This is a genomic window from Streptomyces sp. NPDC093225, assembly GCF_044753805.1.
In the GTDB taxonomy this organism is placed as follows: Bacteria; Actinomycetota; Actinomycetes; order Streptomycetales; family Streptomycetaceae; genus Streptomyces.
Genome location: NZ_JBIVNX010000022.1, coordinates 24102 through 49819 on the forward strand (window position 1 = coordinate 24102; position 25718 = coordinate 49819).

Annotated in this window: 24 protein-coding genes; 8 read left to right on the forward strand and 16 right to left on the reverse strand. The window is 73.4% G+C overall.

Features of this window, described 5'->3' with window-relative positions; translation table 11 throughout:
- Positions 1–269: 269 nt before the first annotated feature.
- Positions 270–1652 carry an aminotransferase class V-fold PLP-dependent enzyme gene (locus ACIQCH_RS20835; protein ID WP_402582845.1) on the forward strand — a complete coding sequence of 461 codons (1383 nt, stop codon included), beginning with the start codon at positions 270–272 and terminating at the stop codon, positions 1650–1652.
- A gap of 12 nt (positions 1653–1664) precedes the next feature.
- Here the strand turns inward: ACIQCH_RS20835 and ACIQCH_RS20840 are convergent, their stop codons facing one another.
- Positions 1665–2015, reverse strand: a complete 351-nt coding sequence (locus ACIQCH_RS20840) for a hypothetical protein (RefSeq protein ID WP_402582847.1) — start codon at positions 2013–2015, stop codon at positions 1665–1667.
- A gap of 491 nt (positions 2016–2506) precedes the next feature.
- Complete coding sequence (locus tag ACIQCH_RS20845) at positions 2507–3484, reverse strand: carbohydrate kinase family protein (protein WP_402582849.1); 978 nt, start codon at positions 3482–3484, stop codon at positions 2507–2509.
- Positions 3485–3683: 199 nt separating this feature from the next.
- Between ACIQCH_RS20845 and ACIQCH_RS20850 the strand changes: the two genes are divergently transcribed.
- Positions 3684–3956 carry a hypothetical protein gene (locus tag ACIQCH_RS20850; protein WP_402582850.1) on the forward strand — a complete coding sequence of 91 codons (273 nt, stop codon included), beginning with the start codon at positions 3684–3686 and terminating at the stop codon, positions 3954–3956.
- Between the two features lie 167 nt (positions 3957–4123).
- Positions 4124–5692 carry a hypothetical protein gene (locus ACIQCH_RS20855; RefSeq protein ID WP_402582852.1) on the forward strand — a complete coding sequence of 523 codons (1569 nt, stop codon included), beginning with the start codon at positions 4124–4126 and terminating at the stop codon, positions 5690–5692.
- A gap of 172 nt (positions 5693–5864) precedes the next feature.
- Here ACIQCH_RS20855 and erpA read toward each other — a convergent pair whose 3' ends face one another.
- The gene (gene erpA / locus ACIQCH_RS20860; protein ID WP_030206436.1) at positions 5865–6221 is read right to left on the reverse strand and encodes an iron-sulfur cluster insertion protein ErpA; all 357 of its coding nucleotides are present in this window, start codon (positions 6219–6221) and stop codon (positions 5865–5867) included.
- Between the two features lie 301 nt (positions 6222–6522).
- On the opposite strand from erpA, the gene nadA reads away from it, so the two are divergent.
- Entirely contained in the window at positions 6523–7710 is a 1188-nt protein-coding gene (gene nadA / locus ACIQCH_RS20865; protein WP_402582855.1) for a quinolinate synthase NadA, read from the forward strand.
- 110 nt (positions 7711–7820) lie between these two features.
- Here the strand turns inward: nadA and ACIQCH_RS20870 are convergent, their stop codons facing one another.
- The 5 genes from ACIQCH_RS20870 to ACIQCH_RS20890 form a co-directional block, all read right to left on the reverse strand.
- Positions 7821–8225, reverse strand: coding sequence for a peptidoglycan-binding protein (locus ACIQCH_RS20870; protein ID WP_402582857.1), 405 nt, complete (start codon positions 8223–8225; stop codon positions 7821–7823).
- Between the two features lie 46 nt (positions 8226–8271).
- Positions 8272–8682, reverse strand: coding sequence for a peptidoglycan-binding protein (locus ACIQCH_RS20875; RefSeq protein ID WP_402582858.1), 411 nt, complete (start codon positions 8680–8682; stop codon positions 8272–8274).
- A 116-nt stretch (positions 8683–8798) separates the two neighbouring features.
- Positions 8799–9191, reverse strand: a complete 393-nt coding sequence (locus ACIQCH_RS20880; protein WP_402582860.1) for a peptidoglycan-binding protein — start codon at positions 9189–9191, stop codon at positions 8799–8801.
- Between the two features lie 242 nt (positions 9192–9433).
- Positions 9434–12586: an efflux RND transporter permease subunit gene (locus ACIQCH_RS20885; protein ID WP_402582862.1), complete on the reverse strand. Its 3153-nt coding sequence runs from the start codon at positions 12584–12586 to the stop codon at positions 9434–9436.
- A 193-nt stretch (positions 12587–12779) separates the two neighbouring features.
- Positions 12780–13535, reverse strand: coding sequence for a response regulator (locus tag ACIQCH_RS20890; protein WP_402582863.1), 756 nt, complete (start codon positions 13533–13535; stop codon positions 12780–12782).
- A 151-nt stretch (positions 13536–13686) separates the two neighbouring features.
- Between ACIQCH_RS20890 and ACIQCH_RS20895 the strand changes: the two genes are divergently transcribed.
- The gene (locus ACIQCH_RS20895; protein WP_402582865.1) at positions 13687–14598 is read left to right on the forward strand and encodes a hypothetical protein; all 912 of its coding nucleotides are present in this window, start codon (positions 13687–13689) and stop codon (positions 14596–14598) included.
- Positions 14599–14656: 58 nt separating this feature from the next.
- Here ACIQCH_RS20895 and ACIQCH_RS20900 read toward each other — a convergent pair whose 3' ends face one another.
- From ACIQCH_RS20900 to ACIQCH_RS20920, 5 genes are all read right to left on the reverse strand, one after another.
- Positions 14657–15973 carry a sensor histidine kinase gene (locus tag ACIQCH_RS20900; protein ID WP_402582867.1) on the reverse strand — a complete coding sequence of 439 codons (1317 nt, stop codon included), beginning with the start codon at positions 15971–15973 and terminating at the stop codon, positions 14657–14659.
- A gap of 9 nt (positions 15974–15982) precedes the next feature.
- Positions 15983–16702, reverse strand: coding sequence for a hypothetical protein (locus ACIQCH_RS20905; protein ID WP_402582869.1), 720 nt, complete (start codon positions 16700–16702; stop codon positions 15983–15985).
- Entirely contained in the window at positions 16699–18519 is a 1821-nt protein-coding gene (locus ACIQCH_RS20910; RefSeq protein ID WP_402582871.1) for a phosphatidylglycerol lysyltransferase domain-containing protein, read from the reverse strand. The genes ACIQCH_RS20905 and ACIQCH_RS20910 overlap by 4 nt, the downstream gene beginning before the upstream one ends.
- A 123-nt stretch (positions 18520–18642) precedes the next feature.
- Positions 18643–19704 (reverse strand): nicotinate-nucleotide--dimethylbenzimidazole phosphoribosyltransferase, encoded by a 1062-nt coding sequence (gene cobT, locus ACIQCH_RS20915; RefSeq protein WP_402582873.1) that lies wholly within the window; start codon positions 19702–19704, stop codon positions 18643–18645.
- Positions 19705–19765: 61 nt separating this feature from the next.
- Positions 19766–20980, reverse strand: coding sequence for a bifunctional adenosylcobinamide kinase/adenosylcobinamide-phosphate guanylyltransferase (locus ACIQCH_RS20920; RefSeq protein WP_402582875.1), 1215 nt, complete (start codon positions 20978–20980; stop codon positions 19766–19768).
- Positions 20981–21085: 105 nt separating this feature from the next.
- Between ACIQCH_RS20920 and ACIQCH_RS20925 the strand changes: the two genes are divergently transcribed.
- On the forward strand, positions 21086–21295 hold the full coding sequence (locus ACIQCH_RS20925) for a hypothetical protein (protein WP_402582877.1): 210 nt from the start codon (positions 21086–21088) through the stop codon (positions 21293–21295).
- A gap of 410 nt (positions 21296–21705) precedes the next feature.
- On the opposite strand, the gene ACIQCH_RS20930 is transcribed toward ACIQCH_RS20925, so the two are convergent.
- Together ACIQCH_RS20930 and ACIQCH_RS20935 are read right to left on the reverse strand one after the other, a co-directional pair.
- On the reverse strand, positions 21706–22428 hold the full coding sequence (locus ACIQCH_RS20930) for a class I SAM-dependent methyltransferase (protein ID WP_402583010.1): 723 nt from the start codon (positions 22426–22428) through the stop codon (positions 21706–21708).
- Positions 22429–22817: 389 nt separating this feature from the next.
- Entirely contained in the window at positions 22818–23423 is a 606-nt protein-coding gene (locus tag ACIQCH_RS20935) for a DUF3043 domain-containing protein (protein WP_402582879.1), read from the reverse strand.
- Positions 23424–23713: 290 nt separating this feature from the next.
- On the opposite strand from ACIQCH_RS20935, the gene ACIQCH_RS20940 reads away from it, so the two are divergent.
- Complete coding sequence (locus ACIQCH_RS20940) at positions 23714–24505, forward strand: PspA/IM30 family protein (RefSeq protein WP_402582881.1); 792 nt, start codon at positions 23714–23716, stop codon at positions 24503–24505.
- 82 nt (positions 24506–24587) lie between these two features.
- The gene (locus tag ACIQCH_RS20945; protein WP_402582883.1) at positions 24588–24866 is read left to right on the forward strand and encodes a hypothetical protein; all 279 of its coding nucleotides are present in this window, start codon (positions 24588–24590) and stop codon (positions 24864–24866) included.
- A 62-nt stretch (positions 24867–24928) separates the two neighbouring features.
- On the opposite strand, the gene ACIQCH_RS20950 is transcribed toward ACIQCH_RS20945, so the two are convergent.
- Positions 24929–25690 carry a hypothetical protein gene (locus ACIQCH_RS20950; protein ID WP_402582885.1) on the reverse strand — a complete coding sequence of 254 codons (762 nt, stop codon included), beginning with the start codon at positions 25688–25690 and terminating at the stop codon, positions 24929–24931.
- Positions 25691–25718 lie beyond the last annotated feature (28 nt).

The following is a 25718-nucleotide window of genomic DNA, read 5'->3' on the forward strand; positions in this document are numbered from 1 at the left end:
TGGCGCGGGCAGGGGTTTGGATGTTTATGCGGACCAAACCCTACTGGACGCTATTTGGGGTCGCGCGGGGAGGGTGCCCAACGCGCCGCTACAGCGCCCGAAGGGGTGGCTCCGCCGTCCGGGGGACACCTCGACGCGCCCCGATCGACTGGGTTCGGGGGGTATTTGACGGTCACTGGAACGGGCCGGGCGGGCGGACCCGGCGACCACCGCCGCCGCCCCGGGCCGCGCCCGGCGGAGGGCGCCGCGGGGTGCCGTACGGTTCCCGTGTGCCGTACTTCGACGCCGCTTCCGCCGCCCCGCTGCACCCGGTCGCCCGACAGGCCCTGCTGGCCGCCCTCGACGAGGGCTGGGCCGACCCGGCGCGCCTGTACCGCGAGGGCCGCCGGGCCCGGCTGCTGCTGGACGCCGCGCGCGAGACCGCGGCCGAGGCGGTGGGCTGTCGGCCGGACGAGCTCGTGTTCACTCCTTCGGGGACGCGCGCGGTCCACGTCGGCGTCGAAGGGGCGCTCGCCGGCCGCCGGCGTGTCGGCGGGCATCTGGTCGTATCAGCCGTCGAACACAGTTCTGTGCTGCACGCCGCGGAGGCCCACGAGTCCCGCGGCGGCACCCGCACCGAGGTCCCGGTGGACCGCTCGGGGGCCGTCTCCCCCGCCGGGTACGCCGAGGCGCTGCGCCCCGACACCGCCCTGGCCTGCCTGCAGTCGGCCAACCACGAGGTCGGCACCGTGCAGCCGGTCGCGGAGGTGGCCGAGCTCTGCCGGGCGGCAGGGGTGCCGCTCCTCGTGGACGCGGCGCAGTCGCTGGCGTGGGGTCAGGTGCCGGGCGAGTGGTCCCTCCTGACCGGGAGCGCCCACAAATGGGGCGGCCCGCCCGGCGTCGGACTGCTCGCCGTCCGCAAGGGTGTCCGGTTCGCCCCGCAAGGTCCGGCCGACGAGCGGGAGTCGGGCCGCGCCCCCGGCTTCGAGAACATCCCGGCCGTGGTCGCCGCCGCCGCCTCCCTGCGGGCCGTACGGGCGGAGGCCGGGGCGGAGGCCGCTCGGCTGCGCGTCCTCGTGGACCGGATCCGCCGCCGGGTGGCCCGCCTCGTCCCGGACGTGGAGGTGGTCGGCGCGGCCGACCGCCGCCTGCCGCACCTCGTCACCTTCTCCTGCCTCTACGTCGACGGGGAGACCCTCCTGCACGAGCTGGACCGCGCGGGCTTCTCCGTCTCCTCCGGCTCCTCCTGCACGAGCTCGACGCTGACGCCCAGCCACGTGCTCAAGGCGATGGGGGTCCTGTCGGAGGGGAACGTACGGGTCTCCCTGCCCCCGGGCACCACGGCGGAGGAGGTCAACCGCCTCCTGGACGTGCTGCCCGCGGCGGTGGCGGGCGTCCGCGAGCAACTCGGCGCCGTCCCCCCGGTCACGCCCGTCGCCCCCGACGCGGAGTCGCTGGAGATCGACGCCCTCGGCGAGCGCTGCCCGCAGCCGGTCATCTCCCTCGCCCGGGCCGTCCTCCGGGTCCCGGTGGGCGGCACCGTCACCGTCGTCTCCGACGACGAGGTGGCGCGACTGGACATCCCGGCCTGGTGCGCGATGCGCGGGCACGAGTACCTCGGCGAGTTCCCGGCGCACGTCGGTACGTCGTACCGCGTCCGCCGCCTCCACTGACCGCCGCACCGCTCAGCGGCGGGGGGTGACGAACTCCAGGGCCTCGCGGGCCAGTCCGTCCCAGGCCAGCGCCGAGCCGGGGTCCAGGCTGAACCACTCGCGCATCACGCGCCCGTGCCCGGGGTCGAACCGCTCCCCCTCCCCGGCCTCCACCAGCGCATCGACGCGGGCCCGCGGGAGCTTCACCACCAGCCGGCCCCCGGCGAGCATCGCGAAGATCTTGCCGCCGGTCTTCATGGCGTCCGCGCCGAACTTGCCCGCCCGCTGCGGCTCGTCGCCGGGGACGGTCACACCGGGCTCGGCCTCGAAGACCGCGACCAGCTGCCCGTACCGCTCCTCGGGGGCGACCCGCTTCCGCTCCATCGGCACCCCTCGTCCGGGCCGACCCCACGACGCCGGCCTCCGTCAGCTCCCCCGGCACCCTATGCGGGAACCACCCCGAACCCCGTCCGACCCGCCCCGGCCCAGCCCACGTCCTTGGCGGTGCCCGGTGGGTGCCGTGGTGTGTGGGGGAGGCGGTTGACAGGGGTGGCAGGCTGGACCGGAGGCAGGCCCGGGCCGGAGGTGGCCGAAGGCCAGGGCGAAGCCCCGAAGCCTCCGGGGTGGGCCTGCCGCAGGGCCTGCAGGCCACGACGCGTCAAGCGCCGAGGGGACCCACACACCACGGGACCCACCCCCGAAGCGAGCCAGCCGAAGCCCCCGCTCCACTCGCCGAGCGAGCGAGATCCGACACCGGCCCCCACCCCGAAGCAGCCGGGCCGCCGCCACCGGAACCACGCCCGCCCCGTCACAGGAAAGACACCGAGCCCCGCCCAAAACCAGGACGGGGCTCGGCCGACAACCAGACCCGAAGGTCAGACGCTCAGGTGCGCCCGGACCTCAGCGGCCGCGTCCTCGCCGTAAGCAGCCGTGAACCGCTCCATGAAGTGGGCGCGGGCCAGGGTGTACTCCTGCGTGCCCAGGGTCTCGATGACCAGCGTGGCCAGCATGCAGCCGACCTGCGCCGCCCGCTCCAGGCCGACGCCCCAGGCCAGACCGGTCAGGAAGCCGGCGCGGAAGGCGTCGCCCACACCGGTGGGGTCGACCTTCTTCTCCTCCGGCGGGCACGGGACGGTGATCGTCTCCTGGCCCTCCCGCTCGATCATGACGCCGCGCGAGCCCAGCGTGGTGACACGGGTGCCGACCTTGGCCAGGATCTCCTTGTCGCTCCAGCCGGACTTCGTCTCGATCAGGCCCTTCTCGTACTCGTTCGAGAAGAGGAAGGTCGCACCCTCCATCAGGGTGCGGATGTTGTCGCCGTCCATGCGGGCGATCTGCTGCGAGAAGTCGGCCGCGAACGGGATGTTCCGGGTCCGGCACTCCTCCGTGTGGCGCAGCATCGCCTCCGGGTCGTCCGCGCCGATGAGGACCAGGTCGAGGCCGCCGACCCGGTCGGCCACCGACTTGAGCTCGATGAGGCGGGCCTCGCTCATGGCACCGGTGTAGAAGGAGCCGATCTGGTTGTGGTCGACGTCCGTGGTGCACACGAAGCGGGCGGTGTGCAGGACCTCGGAGATGCGCACGGAGTCGGTGTCGACGCCGTGGCGGTCGAGCCAGGCGCGGTACTCGCCGAAGTCGTAGCCGGCGGCGCCGACCAGGACCGGGCGGGAGCCGAGCTGGCCCATGCCGAAGCAGATGTTCGGACCCACGCCGCCACGGCGTACGTCGAGGTTGTCGACGAGGAAGGAGAGGGAGACCGTGTGCAGCTGGTCCGCGACCAGCTGGTCGGCGAAGCGGCCGGGGAAGGTCATGAGGTGGTCGGTGGCGATGGAGCCGGTGACTGCGATACGCACGGCGTGGATGCTCCTGCGGGCGGCGAAAGGCTGACATCCCACGCTACCCGCTTCCGGGCCCGTACCGGACGCTTCCGGCCGGAGGTTCGACCGTAGGAAACTACCCGATAGTAGGTCTTTCTTCGTGGAGATCGCCGTGCCTACGGTGCCCAGGTACCCGGTTACCCGTGGTACCCCTCACAGAATCGGGAGCACCTCCATGACGCAGTACTCCCCGCACTCCCCCTACGCCGCACACCCCACCCACCCCGCACGCCCCGCACACCTCGCGCGCTCCGCGGCCCGGCGCGGCCAGGACGGCGGGGACGGCTCGTTCGCCGAGCTGCTCGGCGCCTCGGCGCGGATGGCGCGGCACTGGGCGGTGCCGGCGGAGCCGCGACCGGCGCCGGTGAGCCCGACGGAGATCCACGGGGTGCGCGTGCCGACGGCTTCCGCCCGCCTGATCGCGGGTACGGCGCAGTACGGCGACTGAAGCGGGCGCCCCCGCCCCCACCCCCACGCACCCAGCCACCCGCCCACGCACCCACCCACCACCCACCCAGGCGCCCACCCACCCACCGAAAGGACCAGGGAACCGGTTGGCCCCGGCTTCCGTCACAGGGGCACCACGAACGGGACTGCGGGCGAAGGAGCGATGCGGTGACCAGCGAGCGTACGGACGAGCGCAGTGCACAGGAGCGGCGGCGGCCCCGGCTCGCCGTCGTGTCGGTGGCGGCCGCCGTGCTGCTGGCCGGGGGCGGCGGCGCGTACTGGGCGGCGTCGGCCTCGGGCGGCGGCGAGTCCAAGGCGGCCCTCGGCGACACGGCCGCCTCCCGCGAGCAGAAGGCGGACGGCGACACCCCCCTGCCGGGCATCGCGCCCGGCGAGCACGACCCGTCCGGCGGCGGGGTGGTCTACGTGGCGGAGGGCACCCTGCCGAAGGGCCCCGGCTCGGCGCCGTCGTACGACGTCAAGGGCGAGGTGGGCAAGGACGAGGTGGCCAGGCTCGCGGCCTCCCTCGGGATCGCGGGCGAGCCGCGGCTGGTCGGCGAGCAGTGGCAGGCCGGGCTCGTGAAGGACCCGGGCGGGATGCGCCTGACGGTGGGCCGGCAGGCCCCGGGGGCGTGGACGTTCTCGGCGTACCACCCGACCGGTGGCGACAACTGCAAGAAGGGGTCCGACAGCTGCGGCCCCGCCGTCCTCCCCGAGGGCGGCGGTACCGGTACGCCGGTGAGCGAGGCGGCGGCGAAGGCGGCCGCGGCCCCGGTGCTCAAGGCGGCCGGCCAGGACGGCGCGAAGCTGGAGGCCGAGGTCGTCCACGGCGCCACGCGCTACGTGAACGCCGACCCGGTGATCGGCGGGCTGCCCACCGAGGGCTGGCGGACCGCACTGATCATCGGCCCGGACGGGCAGGTGACCGGCGGCAGCGGCAACCTGAAGGCCCCGGTGCGCGACGGCCAGCAGTCGGTGATCACCGCCGACCAGGCCCTGAAGCGGCTGAACGCGGTGTCCCGGAGCCCGGAGATCGACTCCTGCGCGACCCCGGTGCCGAACGTCGACGTGCCGAAGATGCCGGGGGGTGGCGCGGGCGCGCCCGAGGTCGGGGCGGCCGGCCCGGACACGCCGGTCTCGGACGACGGCTCGGTGACGGACAGCGGCCCGACCTCGGACGACGACACCACGACCGCCGACCACGGCGCGGCGACCGGGATCGGAGGCGGACAGGACACGGATCCGGCCGCGCCGGATTCCGTCGCACCGTGCACGCAGTCGCCGGCCCCGCCGAAGCAGCCGCGCACGGAGAAGGTCGAGGGCGCGGTGCTGGGGCTGACCCCGCGGGCCGACGACCAGGGCGCGCAGCTGGTGCCGGCGTGGTTGTTCACGGTGGCCGGGCGCGACGGCCGGCCGGACCACACGGTCTCGCAGTCGGCGCTCGCGGCGGACGCCCCGACCGTCCCGCCGGCGTCGGCACCGGGGTTCTCGTACCAGGAGGACGGACGCCGGCTGACGGTGCACTTCTGGGGCGGGGTGTGCAGCACGTACTCCGCGTCGGTGCGGGAGAGCGCGACGGCCGTGACGGTGAAGATCACCGATACGCCGACGGACCCGCACAAGGCCTGCATCATGATCGCGAAGGAGATGTCCCTCACGGTGACGCTGGAGCAGCCGCTGGGCGACCGAAAGGTGATCGACGCCACGACGGGCAAGACGCTGCCGCGCACGAGCTGACCCCGGGCCCGCCGGCCGGCACCTGAGCGTCGGCGCAAGCCGGCCGGCACCCCAGGGGCCGGCGCCCACCCCCACGAAACGCCGAGGGCGGTCGCACCGGAACTCATCCGGTACGACCGCCCTCGGCGTGTGCTCGAGGCCCTCTGCAGAGCCGCTCCTGGACGGAGACGGCTTAGCTGAAGGAGTCGCCGCAGGCGCAGGAGCCCGTGGCGTTCGGGTTGTCGATCGTGAAGCCCTGCTTCTCGATGGTGTCGACGAAGTCGATCGAGGCGCCGCCCAGGTACGGGGCGCTCATGCGGTCGGTCACGACCTTGACGCCGTCGAAGTCCTTGACGACGTCACCGTCGAGCGAGCGCTCGTCGAAGAAGAGCTGGTAGCGCAGGCCGGAGCAACCACCGGGCTGGACGGCGACGCGGAGCGCCAGGTCGTCGCGGCCTTCCTGGTCCAGCAGGGCCTTGACCTTGGCCGCGGCGGCGTCGGTCAGGAGGATGCCGTCGCTCACAGTGGTCTTCTCGTCCTGAACGGACATCTGCATTCACTCCCGAAGTGGGGCGGCTCCCCGCCGGGGCAGGGAAACGTCGGACTCTTGCCGTCGGGTTGAACCGACGGGGCCGCGGATTCATTCCGGGCCTGACGCTTGTGTCAGATATTCATGCTCGCACACCCTCGCGCCACGGTGGAGTCGCGCGGCCGCGCCCGGCGAATTCGTCACATCGACACTATCGGCATCGTCAAACTGACGTGAAGCAGTTATGATAGATAACGTCAAGTAGACGAGAAGTGAGCTCAGCGGAACAGACATTCCGCAGAACAGAAAGGGTGCGTGTCTCGTGACCACCGCCCACACCCGGCAGGACCTCGACGTCCAGCCCACACCTCTCGCCCTGCTCCTGCTCGGCCGCGAGGCCGACCCCAAGAGCGAGCGCGGCGTGGAGTGCCCCGGCGACCTGCCGTCGCCGTCCGACCCGGACCTGGTGGAGCGCGCCCGCGCGGCCAAGGAGAAGCTCGGGGACAAGGTCTTCATCCTCGGCCACCACTACCAGCGCGACGAGGTCATCGAGTTCGCCGACGTCACCGGCGACTCCTTCAAGCTCGCCCGCGACGCGGCGGCCAAGCCGGAGGCGGAGTACATCGTCTTCTGCGGCGTGCACTTCATGGCCGAGTCGGCGGACATCCTGACCACGGACGACCAGAAGGTGGTCCTGCCGGACCTGGCCGCCGGCTGCTCGATGGCCGACATGGCCACCGCCGAGCAGGTCGCCGAGTGCTGGGACGTGCTCACCGAGGCCGGGGTCGCCCAGCAGGTGGTGCCCGTCTCGTACATGAACTCCTCCGCCGACATCAAGGCCTTCACCGGCAAGCACGGCGGCACGATCTGCACCTCGTCCAACGCGAAGAAGGCCCTGGAGTGGGCCTTCGAGCAGGGCGAGAAGGTGCTCTTCCTCCCGGACCAGCACCTGGGCCGCAACACCGCCGTCCGCGACATGGGCATGTCGCTGGACGACTGCGTGGTCTACAACCCGCACAAGCCGAACGGCGGCCTGACCGCCGAGGAGCTGCGCGCCGCGAAGATGATCCTGTGGCGCGGGCACTGCTCGGTGCACGGGCGGTTCAGCCTCGACTCGGTCAACGACGTGCGCGAGCGCATCCCGGGCGTCAACGTGCTGGTGCACCCCGAGTGCAAGCACGAGGTCGTCGCGGCCGCGGACTACGTGGGCTCGACGGAGTACATCATCAAGGCGCTGGAGGCCGCCCCGGCCGGCTCGAAGTGGGCCATCGGTACGGAGCTGAACCTCGTGAAGCGGCTGGCGAACCGATTCGCCCCCGAGGGCAAGGAAGTCGTCTTCCTCGACCGCACGGTCTGCTTCTGCTCCACGATGAACCGCATCGACCTCCCGCACCTGGTGTGGGCGCTGGAGTCCCTGGCCGAGGGCAACCTCGTCAACCAGATCCAGGTCGACAAGGAGACCGAGAGCTTCGCGAAGCTGGCGCTCGAGCGGATGCTGGCACTGCCGTAGCCGTCTCTCGTCTCGCACCTCTCGTGCCGAAGGGGCACCCGATCGATTCGATCGGGTGCCCCTTTCGTGCAACCTCCCCCCGAGCGAGGGGATTTCGCCGTCCGTTACGGCTAGCCCTGGGCGGCCGGGAGGAGGAAGCCCCAGGTCTTGACGCCGACGATGCCGTCCGGACCGCCGGTCTGCGCCGGGTACGCCGACTGGAACCGCAGCACGGCCGCCTCGGTCTTGGGACCGAAGTCGCCGTCGATGAAGGTCGGGGCGTCGCCGGAGCTCACGAACGCCGTGCGGACCAGTGCCCACTGGAGCGCCCGCACGCAGTCGCCCCGGGAGCCCCGGGAGAGGGTCACGGCCGGGACGGGCCAGCCGTTGGGGGCCCAGCGGGTGCCTACCTGGCTGGTGCACGCCTCCAGGTAGCCGGCCTGGGCCGACGCCTGCGGGACGGCGAACCCGACGGCCATGAGCAGGGTCGCGCCCAGGACCCCGGCGCGGGTCGCCGTACGCCTGAGGGGGTTCATGTGGGTGTTCCTCTCGGTGGGCGGGGGCGGGCGTGCCGCCCCCGGACTACTCGAAGTAGACGGTGGCGATCAGCCGGTTCCAGGTGTTGCGCCCGACGACGCCGTCCGCGCCGCCCTCGACATAGGCGCGGCGCTGGAAGTTCACGACCGCGTTGTACGTCTTGGGGCCGAAGGCGCCGTCGACGAAGCCGGGCTGGTCCTCGCTGCGGACCGCGCCCGCCTCGAGCAGTTCCTCCTGGAGCTCCCGGACGCACACCCCGGACGAGCCCTTGCGCAGCACCACGGTGGGGATGTCCCAGCCCAGGTAGTACTCGGAGCCGTAGGCGTTCTTGCAGGCCTGCAGTTCACCGCCCCAACTGGCCTGGGCGGGGGTGGCGGCCAGGGCGCCGAGGAGGGCCGCGGCGGTCACGGTGAGCGCGAGGGCCGCCAGGGGGCGGATGCGGCGCGACGTGGACATGGAGGAGCTTCTCCTGACGGTGAGGTAGGGAGGGGAAGGGACGGGACGGAAGCGGGGAGGGCAGGGCTCCGCGGGAAGGGAACCGCGGAAAGGACCTCGCGCGGAGCGGGCGGGGCTCAGCCCGTCAGGAGCTTCTCCCAGGTCCGCGGCCCCACGATGCCGTCGGCCTGGAGGCTGTGGTTGCTCTGGAACCTGCGGATGGCCGAGTCGGTACGGGCGCCGAACTTGCCGTCGACGAAGGTGCCGCCGCTCTGCTCCCACGAGGTCAGGCCGTACGCCGCGACGAGGTCCTGCAGCGCGAAGACGCAGGAGTCGGAGTCCCCGACGGAGTAGTCGTACCGCGGGATGGCGAAGCCGCGCGGGGAGGTGCGGGTGCCGAACTCGTCCTTGCAGATCTTGTACAGGGAGTCGTCCGCCTGGGCGGCCGGGGCGGACGCGAGCAGGGAGCCGGCGGCGACGGCCGCGAGGAGGAGCGAGGTGACGCCCTTGGCGGGGCGGGGGATGCGCATGTCGAGAGCCTTTCGCTGGGGACAGCGAAAAGCTGCCACACGGGGCGCGGCGGCCTCCTGCGTCCCATCCGTCCCGGGACGCGCGGGATGATCATCCAGCCAGCTCAGGACCGTCCTCCCGGGCTCGTCCCTGGGACGTCCCGGCCGTGCCCTCGTACCGACCGGGTTGTCCCGGGGGACGGAACGGGGAAGGCCCCGGTCCACCGCGAGGTGGACCGGGGCCTTCGGGCGGCCGGGGCGGGTCAGACCGTGACCGGCTCCGACGCGTCGTCCGCGTCGTCCGCGTCGTCGGACGCGGACGCCGGGGTCGGGACCGTGCCGGACTTGGCGGCGCGCCTGGCGGCCCGCTTCGCGCGGCGGCGCTCCTTGCGGAGCTCGACCATCGCGTAGAGCGTCGGGACCAGCAGCAGCGTCAGCAGGGTCGAGGTGGCCAGGCCGCCGATGACGACCACGGCCAGCGGCTGCGAGATGAAGCCGCCCTCGCCGGTGACGCCGAGGGCCATCGGCAGCAGCGCGAACACCGTCGCCAGGGCGGTCATCAGGATCGGGCGGAGCCGGTGGCGGCCGCCCTCGACCACGGCCTCGACCACGCCCAGGCCCTGCGCCCGGTACTGGTTGATGAGGTCGATGAGGACGATGGCGTTGGTGACCACGATGCCGATGAGCATCAGCATGCCGATCATCGCCGGGACGCCCATCGGCGTGCCGGTGACGATCAGCAGGCCGATCGCGCCGGTGGCGGCGAACGGGATGGACACCAGCAGGATCAGCGGCTGCACCAGGGACTTGAAGGTGGCCACCAGCAGCATGAAGACGATCGCGATGGCCGCGAGCATCGCCAGGCCCAGCGAGGCGAACGCGTCGTCCTGGTCCTCGGACACGCCGCCGATGGAGGCGGTGGCGCCCTCGGGGAGCTTCAGCGTCTTCAGCTCGGTCTGGAGGGCCGAGCTGACCGCGCCGGTGTTGTCGCCGACCGGGCGGGCGGTGATGGTGGCGGCGCGGGCGCCGTCGATGCGGGTCATCGACACCGGGCCGGGCACGAGTTCGACCTTCGCGATGTCGCCGAGCTTCGCCGGGCCCACGGGCAGGGCCTTGAGCTCGGCCATGGTGGCGGCCGGGCGGGCGGAGCGGATGACGATGTCGCGCTCGGTGTCGTCGAGGACGGCCTTGGCGACCGGGTTGCCGTGCACGGACTGGGCCACGATCTGCCCCAGGGCGGCCTGGTTCAGGCCGAGTTCCGCGGCCTTCGGGGTGGCGGTGACGGAGATCCGCGGGACGGACTGGGACAGGTCGCTCTCGACGTCGGCGACGTTCTTCAGGCCCGCGACCGCGCCGCGCACCTGGTCTGCGGCCTTCTTCAGGACGGCGGCGTCGCCGGCCTTGACGACGACCTTGAGGTTCTGGTTGCCGAAGCCGTCGCCGGCGGCGATGTTCGTGGTGCCGATGCCGTCCAGCTTCGCCAGCCCCGCCTGGAGGCGGTCGCGGGTGTCCTCGAAGGAGGCCGAGTCCTTCAGCGTGATCTGGTACGAGGCCTGGTTGGAGCCCGTACCGCCGCCGAAGGCCGCGAGGAAGCCGGAGGAGCCGACGGTGACCTGGTAGTCCTTGACGCCCTCGACGGACTCCAGGACCTTCTCGACCTTGCGGGCGGCCGCGTCGGAGGCGGCCAGCGAGGTGCCGGCCGGCAGCTCCTGCTTGACGGACATGACCTCCTGCTCGCCCTGGTCGAAGAAGTTGGTCTTCAGCAGCGGGGCCATCCCGAACGTGCCGACGAGCACCACGAGGGCGAGGGCGACGCTGGTGAGACGGCGACGGGTGGCGAACCGGAGCACGGGGACGTAGGCGCGCTGGAGCAGGCTGCGCGCCTCCTTCTCCTCGGCCGCGCGGCGGGCCTCGTCGGGGTCCTGCGCGGTGCCCTTGGGGGCGCGCAGGAACCAGAAGGACAGGACCGGGACCACCGTCAGGGAGACCAGCAGCGAGGCCAGCAGGGCGGCGGTGACGGTCAGGGAGAAGGACCCGAAGAGCTCGCCGACCATGCCGCCGACGAGGCCGATCGGCAGGAAGACCGCGACCGTGGTGAGGGTGGAGGAGGTGACCGCGCCGGCGACCTCCTTCACGGCGGTGATGATGGCGCTCTCGCGCTCCTCGCCGTAGCCGAGGTGGCGCTTGATGTTCTCCAGCACCACGATCGAGTCGTCGACGACGCGGCCGATGGCGATGGTCAGGGCGCCCAGGGTCAGCATGTTGAGCGACAGGTCGCGGGTCCACAGCACGATCAGCGCGAGGACCACGGAGAGCGGGATCGAGACCGCGGTGACCAGGGTCGAGCGCAGCGAGGCGAGGAAGACCAGGATCACGATGACCGCGAAGGCCAGGCCCAGCATGCCCTCGGTGGTGAGGCTGGAGATGGACTTCGAGACGGCCGGGCCCTGGTCGCTGACCACGGTCAGCTCGGCGCCGGAGCCCAGGTCGGCGCGCAGCTGGGGCAGCTTGTCCTTGACCGCGTCGGAGATGGCGACGGCGCTGCCGTCCTTGTCCATGGTGACGACGACGGCCAGGCTCGGCTTGCCGTTCGTGCGGGTCAGGGAGACCGGGGTGGACTCCTCCTGCGTGACGGCCGCGACGTCGCCGAGGCGGACGGCGGGCTTGCCGGGGCCGGCGGTCAGGCGCAGGTCCTGGATCTGGGCCAGCGAGGTGTAGCCGCCGCCGACGCGGACGGTGCGGTTCTGGCCCTGCTCGTCGAAGGAGCCGGCCGGGAGGCTGACTCCGCCCGCCTGGAGGCCCTGGGTGAGGGCCTGCACGTCGAGGCCGGCCGCCGCGAGCTTGGCGGTGTCCGGGGTGACGGTGACCTGGAGGTCCTGGACGCCGGAGACGGTGACCGTGCCGACGCCGTCGACGTCGTCGAGGGCGGGGACGACGGTGCGCTCGAGCTGGTCGGCCAGGGCCTGCTGGTCCTTGTCGGAGGTGACGGCGAGCACGACGGTCGGCATGTCGTCGGTGGAGCCGGCCACGACCTGCGGGTCGACGTCCTGGGGCAGGCGGGCGCGGGCCCGGTTGACGGCCTGCTGGACGTCGGCGACGAGCTGCTTGGTGCCCTCGTCGCCGTAGTCGAAGGTCGCCATGATGAGGGCGTTGCCCTCGCTGGCGGTGGAGGTGACGCCGGTGAGGCCGTCGACGCCCTTGATGGTCTCCTCGAGGGGCTCGACGACCTGCTTCTCGACCACGTCGGGGGAGGCGCCCTGGTAGGGCGCGAGGACCGACACCATGGGCAGTTCGATGGACGGCAGCAGTTGCTGCTTGAGCTGCGGGATGGCGATCGCGCCGAAGACGAGCGCGACGATCGAGACGAGCCCGATCAAGGCCCGTTGCGCGAGGCTGAAGCGGGACAGCCAGGACATGGGTGGTGGGTCTCTCTTCCGTGGCGGATCGGGCAGGACGTCGTACGCGGCCGACGGAGCGCCGGTCACCGTCCACCCTCCGCCATAGGGGCGGCCCGCTTCCTCGCCCGCAGGTCCCTTTCCTTATCTCGCGCATACCGCGGTTGGAGTACGGGGGTGTACTCCTCCCCTGCGTCGGGGTTGGCGGAGGGAGTCAGTCCACGCGGGGGCGGACCAGACCCGACTCGTAGGCGATGACGACCAGTTGGGCCCGGTCGCGGGCGCCGAGCTTGGCCATGGCCCGGTTCACGTGGGTCTTGACGGTGAGGGGGCTGACCTCCAGCCGGTCGGCGATCCCGTCGTTGGAGAGCCCGGCGGCGACGAGGACCAGCACCTCGCGCTCGCGCCCGGTCAGGGCGGCCAGCCGCTCGGCGTGCCGGCCCGCTCCCCCGCCCGGTCCGCCGCCGTCGTCACCGGCGCCCAGCCCGCCGGTGTGGCGCAGGAAGGTGGCGATCAGGCCCTTGGTGGCGGCCGGGGACAGCAGTGCCTCCCCCGCGTGGGCGATCCGGATGGCGTTCAGCAGTTCCTCGGGCTCGGCGCCCTTGCCGAGGAACCCGGAGGCGCCGGCCCGCAGCGACTGCACGACGTACTCGTCGACCTCGAAGGTGGTGAGCATGACGACCCGGACGCCGGCGAGCTCCGGGTCGGCGCTGATCATCCGGGTGGCGGCCAGTCCGTCCGTGCCCGGCATGCGGATGTCCATCAGCACGACGTCGGCCTGCCGGGTGCGGGCGAGCTCGACGGCCTGCGCCCCGTCGGCGGCCTCGCCGACCACCTCCATGTCGGGCTCGGAGTCGACCAGCACCTTGAACGCGCTGCGCAACAGCGCCTGGTCGTCGGCGAGTACGACCCTGATCCGGCGCTCGGGCCGGTCGGCGCCCGCGAGCCCGTGGTCCGCTTCCCCAGTCATGGCCCCAGCCTAAGCAGCCCCCGCACGCCTCCCCCGGCCGGGCCCCGCCCCCGGGGCGGGCCGGGCCGTCGAATCGTGATCCGGCGGGCGTTGACTGGCCGGACACCCCGCCGGAGGGTGTTCGCACTGGTCAACAGGGTGGGAAAGAACGATGGCAGAGCAGGCACGAGCACAGGCACGAGCACAGGCACAGGCACCGGGGCAGGGGAAGTCGCAGGACGCCGCCGCCCGTTGCGCGGAGCTCTTCGAGGTGGGCGGCTTCGCGGCGGTCCGGCGGACCGCCGAGGCGGGACTCGCGGAGGCGGGCCCGGACCCGGTGCTGTACCGGTGGCTGGGGCTCGCGCACGCCGCCGAGGACGAGGACGACCACGACGACGAGGCCGAGCGGGCGTACCGGCGTGGCCTGGAGGTCGCCCCGGACGACCTCGGGCTGCTCGTCTCGTACGTGGAGCTCTGCCGGCGCGCCGACGCGTGGGAGCACCCCGGTCGGGCCGCGCGCGCCGAGGCCCTGGAGAACCGGATCGAGCGGTTGGCGCCACCCGGATCCCCCGAGCGCGAGCGGGTGGATGCGGTCCGCGGCTGGCACGGGCGCAGCTACTGGGAGGACCTGACGTACGGGACCGTCGTCCGGGGCCACGTGCAGGAGGGCGGGGCGGCCGCGCAGAGCCACGACGTCGCGCAGGCGCTGGCCCGCTCGGAGCGCGGGGAGTCCCCCGTGCCGGCAGGCTCCGAGCGCACCGAGGACCTGCGGACCGCCGAACTGGCCGCCGCCGTGGAACTGCTCTCCGGACCGGCCAACGCGCCCCTGCGGCTGCTCCTGCGCCACCGGGTCGCGGCCTTCGTCCTGACCTTCGCCCTCGCCCTGATCACCAACCGGGTGCTGCTGATGACCGGGACCGTGCGCGTGAGCCTCTGGGGCTGGCTCTGGTGGATACCGCTGCTGCTCGCGGACGTGAAGCTGCGCCGGGCCCGGACGCTCGCCCGGGAGCGGGTGGTGGCCCGCATCGAGGCGCGGCACGCGGAGGCGGGGGCCGGGGCGGGCACCGGGGCGCCCACGGCCTGAGGCCCCCGCGCGCGAAGGCCGCACGGGCTCCGGAGTGTGCCGCCGGTGGCGCGCGGACTCAGTGTGCGGCCACGCCGGTCGGCGCCGGGGCGCCGTCCACCGGCAGTACCGCGTGCACGCGGTAGCCGCCGCCGAAGCGCGGCCCGGCGGTGCAGGTACCGCCCAGGGCGGTGGCGCGCTCGCGCATCCCGAGCAGGCCGTGGCCGCCGCCGTCCGGCGCGGCCGCCGCGCCCGCCGCCTCGTCGACGGTCCGCGCGTCCCTGCCCGCCGCGCCGCCCGGACCCTCCGGGGCGGGGTCGGCCGGGTCGCCGCCGTCGTCGAGGACGGTGATCTCGACGGTCCGGCCGACGCGGACGACGCTGACCTCGGCCCGGGCCCCGGTCCCGGCGTGCTTGCGGACGTTGGTCAGGGCCTCCTGGATGACCCGGTACGCCGCCAGGTCCACGGCCGCCGGCAGCGCCTGCTCGTCCCGGGCCACCACCACCGGCAGCCCGGCGTGCCGGAAGGTGTCGACGAGTTCGTCGAGCACGGCCAGGCCGGGCGCCGGCTCGGTCGGGGCGGCCGGGTCGCCGGACTGGCGCAGCAGCCCGACGGTGGCCCGCAGTTCGTTCAGCGCCGACCGGCTGGCCTCCCGTACGTGCGCCAGCGCTTCCTTGGCCTGGTCGGGGCGCTTGTCCATGACGTGCGCGGCCACCCCGGCCTGCACGTTGACCAGGGCGATGTGGTGGGCGACCACGTCGTGCAGGTCGCGGGCGATACGCAGCCGCTCCTCGGCGACCCGGCGCCTGGCCTCCTCCTCGCGGGTGCGCTCGGCCCGCTCGGCCCGCTCCCGTATGGCGTCGACGAAGGCGCGGCGGCTGCGGACGGCGTCGCCGGCGGCCGCGGCCATGCCGGTCCAGGCGAACAGGCCGAGGTTCTCCTGGGCGTACCAGGGCAGCGGGCCGACCAGCATGGCGACCGCGGTCAGGCAGGTCATGGTGACCAGGCCGACCCGCCAGGTGGTGGGCCGGTCGGTGCGGGCGGCGACCGTGTAGAGCGCGACGACGGCGCTCATCGCGACGGGTGCGCGCGGCTCGCCGGTGAACAGCTCCACGAGGGAGACGGCGCCGGTGGCCGCGAGCACGGCCATGGGCCGGCGGCGGCGCAGCACGAGGGCCGCGGCGCCGACGAGCATGAGGACGACGCTCGGCAGGTCCGGGGTGCGGGTGCCGAACGTGGCCGCCTCGTGGATGCCGGGCGGCTGGACGAAGGAGCCCAGCACCATGGCGACGAGCACGCCGAAGGCCAGGACGGCGTCGGTGGCGGTGCGGTGGCCGCGCATCCAGGCCCGGGTGGGGGCCAGCCCGGGTGCCGGTGCGGCCAGGGGGGAGCTCATCCCGACACGTTACGTCCTGCCGCTCGGCCCGCGGTCCCGCGGGGCCGGTCCCGCCGGTGCCCGGGCGGGCAGGGTCGGGGGCGGCGGCGGGGTGCCGTGCAGGGCGACCTGTACGGCGATCAGGAGCAGCACCGCGGCGATGGCCGCCAGGTGCTCCTTGCCGGCCAGGTTGTCCTTGACCAGCACCTCGACGACCATCGCGAGCACCACCAGGCCGCCGGTCCAGTACGCCCGGTAGCGCCAGCACAGGTACACCGCCAGGCCCACCACGGCCGCCGACGGGCCGGTGTCGTTGACCAGCTTGTCCGAGACGGGCAGGCCCAGCGGGTGCTCCGGTCCGAGGGCGACGCCGATGCGCGCGTACGTGGTGCCGGCGAGCGTGGCGACGTACCCGATCAGCAGGGTCCGCCACCAGCCGATGCAGATCTCCGCGATGCCGAACACCAGCAGTATCTGCGCGAGCGCGCCCCAGACCGGCAGGTCCAGGGCCGGCACGAAGAGCGAGAGCGGGGTCCGCAGCAGGGCCACCCACAGCGGGTCGGTGGTGTGCACCGACCCGAGGTTCTGGACGGGCCGGAAGCCCCAGGGCTGGTTCTGGACGATCTGGAAGACGGACGTGAGGGCCACGGCCCCCAGGGTCATGGGGACCGCCCGCCACCGGCGGGCGGTCAGCGCGTCGCGAACGGTGACGTAGAGCGGTCCCCATTCGCGGCGTGCGAAGTCCCTCAACGCTTGGTCTCCAGGTGCTTGCGGTGCAGCCACTTGGGCAGGCCGGGAGCCTCGAGGAAGCCCTCCGCCCGACCGGCGGCGATGCCGATGCGCAGCAGGTCCGAGCTCTTCTCGAAGAGCATGAACCGCGGCTCCCAGATCGGCCGGTACTTGGCGTTGGCGCGGTACAGCGACTCGATCTGCCACCAGCGCGAGAAGAAGCTCAGCAGCGACCGCCACATGCGCAGCACGGGGCCGGCGCCGAGGCGGGAGCCGCGCTCGAAGACGGAGCGGAACATGGCGAAGTTGAGGGAGACCTGGGTGATGCCGATCTCCTTGGAGCGCTGGAGGAGTTCGATGACCATGAACTCCATCAGGCCGTTCTCGGAGTCCCGGTAACGGCGCATCAGGTCCAGGGAGAGGCCCTTGGGGCCCCACGGCACGAAGGACAGCACGGCGCGCAGCCTGCCCTCCGCGTCCGTGCACTCCAGCATCACGCACTGCCCGTCGCCGGGGTCGCCCAGCCGGCCCAGGGCCATGGAGAAGCCGCGCTCGGTCGCGCCGTCGCGCCAGTCGTCGGCGCGCCGCAGCAGCTCGTCCATCTCGGCGGCCGGGATGTCCGCGTGGCGGCGGATGCGGACCTCGTACCCGGCCCGCTTGACGCGGTTGAAGGCCTGCCGGACGGTGCGCATGGCACGGCCGTCGAGGGTGAAGTCGTCGGTCTCGACGATGGCCTCGTCGCCGAGCTCCAGCGCGTCGAGGCCGTGCCGGGCGTACACGGTGCCGGCCTCCTCGCTCGCGCCCATGACGGCCGGCACCCACCCGTGCTCGCGGGCCTCGGCCAGCCAGGGTTCGATCGCGCCGGGCCAGGCCTCGGGGTCGCCGATGGGGTCGCCGGAGGCCAGCGAGACGCCGCCGACGACGCGGTAGGCGATGGCGGCCTTGCCGGTCGGGGACCAGATGACGCTCTTCTCGCGGCGCAGCGCGAAGTAGCCGAGCGAGTCGCGGTCGCCCTGCCGGGCGAGCAGCGTGCGCAGCCGCTCCTCGTCCTCCTCGGTCAGCGGGTCGACGGCCCTGCGGGAGCGGAAGGCGGCGTACAGGACGGCCAGCAGGAGCAGCGTGGACAGGACGTTGATGGCCACGTCGACCCAGCCGGGGGTGTTGATGCCCGGGTACGAGGAGTCGTCCGCGGCCAGCGTCACCAGGCGCATCACGCCGTACCGCCAGCGGTGCATGAACGAGGCCTCGGCGTGCTCCGGCGTGGTGTTGGTGGCGCCGACGAGGAGGGCGGCGACGAGCGAGGTGACCAGCAGGCCGAGCACGGCCACGGCGGCGGCGAGCTTGGGGTTGGAGCGGTCGCCCTTGGCGTAGAACTCGCGCCGGCCGACCAGGAGGGCCGTGACGAAGGCGAGGGTCAGGACGAGGGAGACCCAGTTCTGCGCGTGGCGGCGGATGTCGGCGAAGTCCGGGTCGGGCCAGACCAGCGTCAGCGCGAGCCCGACGAGCAGCAGCCCGCTGAGGACCAGGTTCAGGATCCAGGAGGCCCGCTTGCGCCGACGCATCGTCACCGCGAGGAAGAGGGTGAACATGCCCGAGGCGAAGCCCGCGGTGAGCATGTACGGGGTGAAGTAGTCGTCGGCGTTGTGCCGGCGCAGGTCGGCCCCGAAGGAGACCCACACGGCGCTGAGGAAGTTGACGAACGCGACGGCACGGAGGTACCAGACCGCGAAAGAGGCGCTGCGGCGCGACCGGGCAGTGCTGCGGACCGGCTCCCGGTCCTCCCCCCGCACCTGCTCCCGGCTGCGGCCGGGCGCACGATCGGTGTCTACGGTAGCCAAGCGGACTTCTCCCATGAAAAACGATGATATGGGGCATCATGCCGCATGTGAGAGTCACTCAGATTCGAGAGTCGCTCAGCCGCGAGCGGGAGGAGCGGCCTGGTCGGGACCGCTCCCTGACGTTCAGCCCGTCTCCTCCACCGTCCGGACGGGGAGCTCCGCCGCGAGTGCGGCGGCCGCCTGGACGAGGGGGAGCGCGAGCAGCGCCCCGGTGCCTTCTCCCACTGTGACGCCGTGGTCGAGCAAAGGGTTGAGTGCCATCCGGTCGAGTGCCTTCGCCTGCGCCGGCTCACCGCTGGCCTGACCGGCCAGCCACCAGTCCGGGGAACGGAACGCGGCCCGCTGGGCCACGAGTCCGGCCGCGGCCGAGACCACGCCGTCCAGGATCACCGGGGTGCGCCGCACCGCGCACTGGAGCAGGAAACCGGTGAGCGCGGCCAGGTCGGCGCCGCCGACCGTGGCCAGCAGCTCCAGCTGGTCGCCCAGCACCGGGCGGGCCCGGCGCAGCGCGTCCCGGACCGCCGCGCACTTGCGCATCCAGGCCAGGTCGTCGACGGGCCGGCCGCCGCGGCCGGTGACCACCGACGCGTCGGTGCCGCACAGGGCGGCGATCAGGGTGGCGGCCACGGTGGTGCCGCCGACGCTCAGGTCGCCGAGGACGACCAGGTCGGTGCCCGCGTCGGCCTCCTCGTCGGCGACGGCCATGCCGAGGCGCAGCGCGGCCTCGGCCTCGTCCGCGGTCAGGGCGTCCTCGACGTCGATCCGGCCGCTGCCCCGGCGCACCCGGTGCCGGACGACCTCCCCGGGCAGCAGCTCCGGGTCGCAGTCCAGGCCGGCGTCGACGATCCGCACCGGTGCACCCAGCCGGCGGGCCAGCACCGCCACGGGGCTCTCCCCGTCCAGCACGGCGCGCACCAGCTCGTGGGCGCTGCCGGCGGGCCGGGCGGAGACGCCGAGGGAGGCCACGCCGTGGTCGGCGGCGAACAGCACGACCTTGGGGTGCTCGACGGGGCGGACCGGTACGGCGCCCTGTGCGGCGGACAGCCAGTCGCCGAGCTCGTCGAGCCGGCCCAGCGCTCCGGCAGGTACGGCCAGCCGCTCGCGCCGCTCTTCGGCGTCACGCCGCACGCCCGCGTCCGGGCGCTCGATCAGGTCGGAGAAGTCGTCGAGGTTCAGCCTGTCCATTTGCCGAACAGTACCGGGTGCCCGCGGCCCTTCTCGCCCTGCCGCCAGGGCGCTCGGAACCTCAACCGCGCAGCACGAGGGCCTGGCCGGCGACGACCAGGAGGACGTGCTCGCACTCGGCGGCCACGGCGGCGTTCAGGCGGCCCAGCTCGTCGCGGAAGCGGCGGCCGGAAGCCGTGGCCGGGACGACGCCGGACCCGACCTCGTTCGAGACCAGCACCACGTGCCGGCGGGTGGCCCGGACCGCTGCCACCAGCTCGGCCGCCCGCTCGCGCAGCGCGCGCCGCCCGCTCTCCTCCCACACCGCGTCGTCCCACGCGCCGGCCCGGTCCATGGCGTCGGTCAGCCACAGGGCCAGGCAGTCGATCAGCAGCGGCGGCCCGTCCTTCGCCAGCAGCGGCACCAGCTCGCAGGTCTCGGTCGTCCGCCAGCTCCCCGGCCGGCGGTCCCGGTGCAGGGACACCCGGGCCGCCCAGTCGGCATCGCCCTCGCGGGTGCCGCTGGTGGCCACGTACTCGACCGCGGGGAAGGCCTCCAGCCGCCGCTCCGCCTCCACCGACTTCCCCGAACGGGCCCCGCCCAGCACGAGGGTGCGGCGCGGCAGGTCCGGCACCGCGTGGTACTCGCCGACCAGCAACGTGCTGCCGTCCCGCACGCTCCGCGCCCCGGCGGCCGCCAGCCGCCGGTCCAGCTCCGCGCCCGGGGGCGCGTCGTGGTCCACGTGCACGGCCACGACGTCGGTGGCCACGGTCACGGCCCCGGCCGCCCGCAGCCGGGCCAACGCGTCCGGCCGCCCCAACACGTCCGCGACGACCATGTCGTACGGCACCACCGCCACCCCGCCGGCCTCCGGCCCCATCCCCGCGGGCGCCCCGCCCGGCGGCAGGTACAGCAGCCGCTCACCGTCCGGCCCGGTCACCTCGTACCCGGTGCCGGGCCCGTCCATCGGCACGGCCCGCACCCGGTGCCCGCTGATCACCGCCAGCTCCCGCCCGTCCGGCACCCGCCCCGCGGCCGGCAGCCCCGGCGGCAGCTCCACGGCCGGGCCTTCGTGCGGGTGGGTCAGCAGCACCTGCCGGACCCCCGCCAGCGAGTGGCCGGCCCGGGCCGCCGCCAGCGCCGCTCCGGGGGTGAGGTCGAGCAGCAGTGCGCCGTCCACGAGCAGGGCGGTGGCGGCCCGCGCCCGCTCGCCGACGGACAGGGCGCACACCGCGCAGGGGCAGTCCGCCCGGGGTAGTCCTTCAGGGGCGCCGGTGCCGAGGAGAGTCAGTTCCACGAGGAAGATCCTCCCGCGTCGGCGCAAGTCGTGCGCGCCCGGCTACGCTGCGATCACGCTGCACTGCGTACGGACACGAGCGGAACACGAGCAGAGGAGGCGGGCATGGCGTGGATCTGGCGTTTCGAGGCCGCGGACGGCACGGAGACGGCCCCGGCGGTGGAACCGGAGGAGTTCACGACGCAGGGGGACGCCGAGTCGTGGATCGGCGAGGTGTGGAAGGAACTGCTCGAGGGCGGCGCGGCGCAGGTCCGGCTGTTCGAGGACGGCACGGAGATCTACAAGATGTCGCTGAGCGCGGCCGCCGAGGCCTGAGGCCCTGAAACCCGGTGGCCCGGCACCCCGCGGAGGGGCGCCGGGCCACCGGCACGCGTGACGGGCAGAAGCCTTCCCCAACGCAGGCCGCCGGATCCCTGGCGATGCCAGGCGGGTCCCGTGGTGTGTGGGGAAGGCGCTTGACTCGGCATGGCAGGCTGGTCCGGAGGCAGGCCCGGGCCTGGGTGGCCGCAGGCCAGGCCGAAGGCCCGAAGCCCAGGGGTGGGCCTGCCGCAGGGCCTGCAGGCCATGCCGAGTCAAGCGCCGAGGGGACCCACACACCACGGGACCCGCCCCCGAAGCGAGCGTGCCCCGACACCGGGCCCCCACCCCCGAACCGGACGAGCCCCGACCAGGTCTGACTCACCCCACCGGGGCTGACGCAGCCCCCACCGGGTCCAACCCAGCCCTCAGCCGCGAACCCCACACACGTGCAGCAACGCGGCAACCCCCCGATAGGGGTCGGTCCGCCCCGCCCGGTCCTCGGCGGCGAGCAGCCGGTCGAGCTCCTGCGCGGCCGGCAGCGGCTCGTCGTTGGCGACGGTGTCCGTGAAGACCCGCACCCCGTACCAGGCGTGCAGCGGCGCCCCGATGCCCGCGAGGGTCGAGGTCAGCCCGTCGAGCCGGTCGGCGCGGGCGGACAGCCCGATGCGGTTGGTGTACTCCGTGGCGTCGAAGGCGGCCAGCGCGCCCTCCCAGTTCCCGCCCAACCCGGCACGCATGGCGAGCCCGTCGCCGTTGCGCACCAGCAGCGACAGCAGGCCGCCGGGGGCCAGCATGCGGGCCAGCGCGGCGAGCATCTGGTCCGGCTCGGGCACGTACATCAGTACGCCGTGGCACAGCACCACGTCGAAGCTGCCGGGCAGGAAGTGCGCGCCGGTCTCCCGGCCGTCGCCCTCGAGGAAGCGCACCCGCTCACGGATGCCGGCGGGCTCGCCGGCCAGGGACTCCTGAGCGACCCGCAGCATGTCGGGATCGGCTTCGAGGCCGGTGACCTTGTGGCCGGCCCGGGCCAGCCGCAGTGCCTGCGTGCCCTGGCCCATGCCGACGTCGAGGACGCGCAGCCGCTGACCCACCGGGTAGCGCGCCGCGATCTGCTCGTCGACCTGCCTGGCCACGAGCTCCTGGCGCACGACGTTGCGCAGACCGCCGAGCCCGTCCAGCCAGGCCGCGGCCCCGCCGGCGAAGCCGGTGGGACGGGCCGGCAGCGGCACCGGAGCACCGCCCCGGCCGGCGCCGGCCGCCTCGAGGGACTCGGCCGCCGGGGCGGACGCGGGCGCGGGCACCGAGATGACGCCCGGCACCGGCGTGGCCTGCGGAGCCGTCACGACGGGCACGGCAGGCGGCCCGACCTGCACCGGCACGATCCGGGGATCCACGGCAGCGGGGACCGTCAGACCCGAACCCGAACCCGAGCCGGAACCCGAGCCGGAGCCCGAACCCGAGACCGAGCCGGAACCCGAGACCGAGCCGGAACCCGAACCACTACCCGACCCAGAGCCCGACCCCGTATCGGCCCCGGTCAGGGCTTCTCCCCGCGCTTGACCTGCGGCTTCGGCAGACGCAGTCGGCGCATCTGGAGCGTGCGCATCAGGCCGTACGGCACCGCGCCGCGCGTCGGCTCGTTCGGGAAGCGCTGCTTGAGGGCCTTGCCCAGGCGGAACCACAGGCCGATCGAGTCGAGGATGATCAGCGCGATCACGGCGAGCCAGAGCAGCAGGGCGATGTTCTGCAGGGCGGGGACCCGGACCATGCTGAGGACCAGGATGACCACCGCGAGCGGCAGGAACATCTCGGCCACCGAGTAGCGCGAGTCCACGTAGTCGCGGACGAACTTGCGCACAGGGCCCTTGTCGCGCGCCGGCAGATAGCGCTCGTCACCGTTGGCCAGGGCTTCGCGTTGGCGGGCCATGTCGGCACGACGGCGCTCACGCGCCCGCTTCGCGTCCTCCTTGCGGTCACCGGTCGAGGCCACGGCTCCCCGGCGCTGCGACTGGGCCGCGGCGCGCTTCGGCGTCGGACGGCCCTTGGGCGCCTCGGGGTGGCGGGTCTGATTGGAGAGGTCGTCGGTCACCTTCTCGGTGGACGTGGACGCCTTCTCTTCCTTGGAGGAACGGCTACCAAACACAGAACCCAAGGGTACGGGGTGTGCGGCACAGACCCCAGCTCACCGGGGAACGATCCGGCAACGACGGGCGTCCTCATCACTGCGGACCGGCCTCCCCGCCGTACGCGCACCGTCCGGGTACCACCTACTCCTCAGGCGTGATCCGCGGGCCGCCGCACTCGTCCTGCAGGAGGAGCGCATCGGGACCCGAACAGTGCGGTAATGGAGGCAGGGCCCGTAGTGTGGGTCCTGCTGGGGTCCGGGACCTGAAGAGTCTTCTGCAGTCGTCTAGAAGGGGGCGCGCGAAGCCCATGAGCGGTGTCATGAAGCGTATGGGGATGATCTTCCGCGCGAAGGCGAACAAGGCCCTTGACCGGGCCGAGGACCCGCGCGAGACCCTCGACTACTCGTACCAGAAGCAGCTCGAGCTGCTGCAGAAGGTGCGCCGCGGCGTCGCGGACGTCGCGACCTCGCGCAAGCGGCTGGAACTCCAGCTGAACCAGCTCCAGGGCCAGTCCGCCAAGCTGGAGGACCAGGGCCGCAAGGCGCTGGCGCTGGGCCGCGAGGACCTGGCCCGCGAGGCGCTGCAGCGGCGTTCCTCGCTCCAGCAGCAGGTCAGCGACCTCGAGGTGCAGCACCAGACGCTGCAGGGCGAGGAGGAGAAGCTGACGCTGGCGGCGCAGCGGCTCCAGGCCAAGGTGGACGCCTTCCGCACGAAGAAGGAGACCATCAAGGCCACCTACACCGCGGCCCAGGCGCAGACCCGGATCGCGGAGTCCTTCTCCGGCATCTCGGAGGAGATGAGCGACGTCGGCCTGGCGATCCAGCGGGCCGAGGACAAGACCGCGCAGCTGCAGGCGCGCGCGGGCGCCATCGACGAGCTGCTGGCCTCGGGCGCACTGGACGACCACAGCGGCATCGGCCCCAAGGACGACATCCAGGCGGAGCTCGACCGGCTCTCCGGCGGCACGGACGTGGAGCTCGAGCTTCAGCGCATGAAGGCCGAGCTGGCGGGCGGCTCCCCGGCCAAGCCGGCGATCGAGGGCGGCGCCGGCGACGCGGCGCACCAGCAGCAGAACCAGCACCGGTTCGACAAGAACTGAGAACCGGCTCGAACCAACCGGGTCCCCGGGGTGCGTCCCGGGGACGCCGATCGAGCCTCACCAGCGGGAGGACAGGCCAGACATGATTGTCCGCATCATGGGGGAAGGCCAGGTCAGGCTGGACGACAGCCACCTCGCCGAGTTGAACGCGCTGGACGACGAGCTCCTGCGGGAGATGGAGGGCGGCGACGAGGCCGGCTTCCGCCGGACCCTGCAGGGCCTGCTGGACGCGGTCCGCAGGCTCGGTTCGCCGCTGCCGGACGAGGCGCTGGAGCCGTCGGAACTGATCCTGCCCGCGCCCGACGCGACCCTCGCGGAGGTCCGGGAGATGCTGCGCGACGACGGGCTGATCCCGGGCTGACCTCGGGACCCACCCCAGAAACCGTCGCAGAAGCCACCCGGACCCCACGACCCACCCGAGGATCAGCCCGGCCGGGCCGGCTCCTTCCGGGGGTCCGGGGCCCCGCCGATCCAGTCGTGCAGCTTGCGCCGCGGCACCGCCCAGCGCTTGTCGTGCCGGTACGCCCGCAGGCCCGCCTTCGCACGGGCCCGCGGGCGTTTCGCGTAGAACCGCTTCGCGTACGGGGAGCCGGGCCGGGCCAGCCGGACGGCGCCGATCAGCGCGACGAACGGGACGAGCACGCCGACCAGGGCCGTGCGCGGCTTGCCCTTCCACAGGGCGACCAGAGCGAGGAAGAAGTTCGTGGCCGTGTTCATCACGACCAGCCCGCGGTTCGCCCGCTCGTCGTGGGTCAGGTCGTTGACCCCGAAGGGGAGGAAACCGCCCAGGACCAGGGCCACCAGCGCCGCCGTGAGCACGACGATCTCCACGCTCTTGCGGCCCTGCTCGCTCCAGTAGACGTCGTCGAGGTGGAGGATCAGCGCGAACTCGTCGAGCACCAGGCCCGCCCCGAGGCCGAAGAACATGGCGGACAGGAGCGCGCCGAAGCCGTGGTGGCCGCTGCTGATGGCGCCGAAGCCGCCGATGATCACCAAGACCACGCCCGGGACGACGTGGTGGACGTGCAGCCCCCCGGGGGTGACGTTGCGGAACGGGCCCTTGCCGGCCCGGATCAGCCGCGTGATGGTGCGGGTGACCAGGAACGACGTCACGAACGACACCAAGGCGATCAGGAGCGGGAGCTTCCCCGGTTCGACGATGTTCCGATACCACCAGTGCCCCATGACCACCAGCTCCCGTTTCGGCAGATAT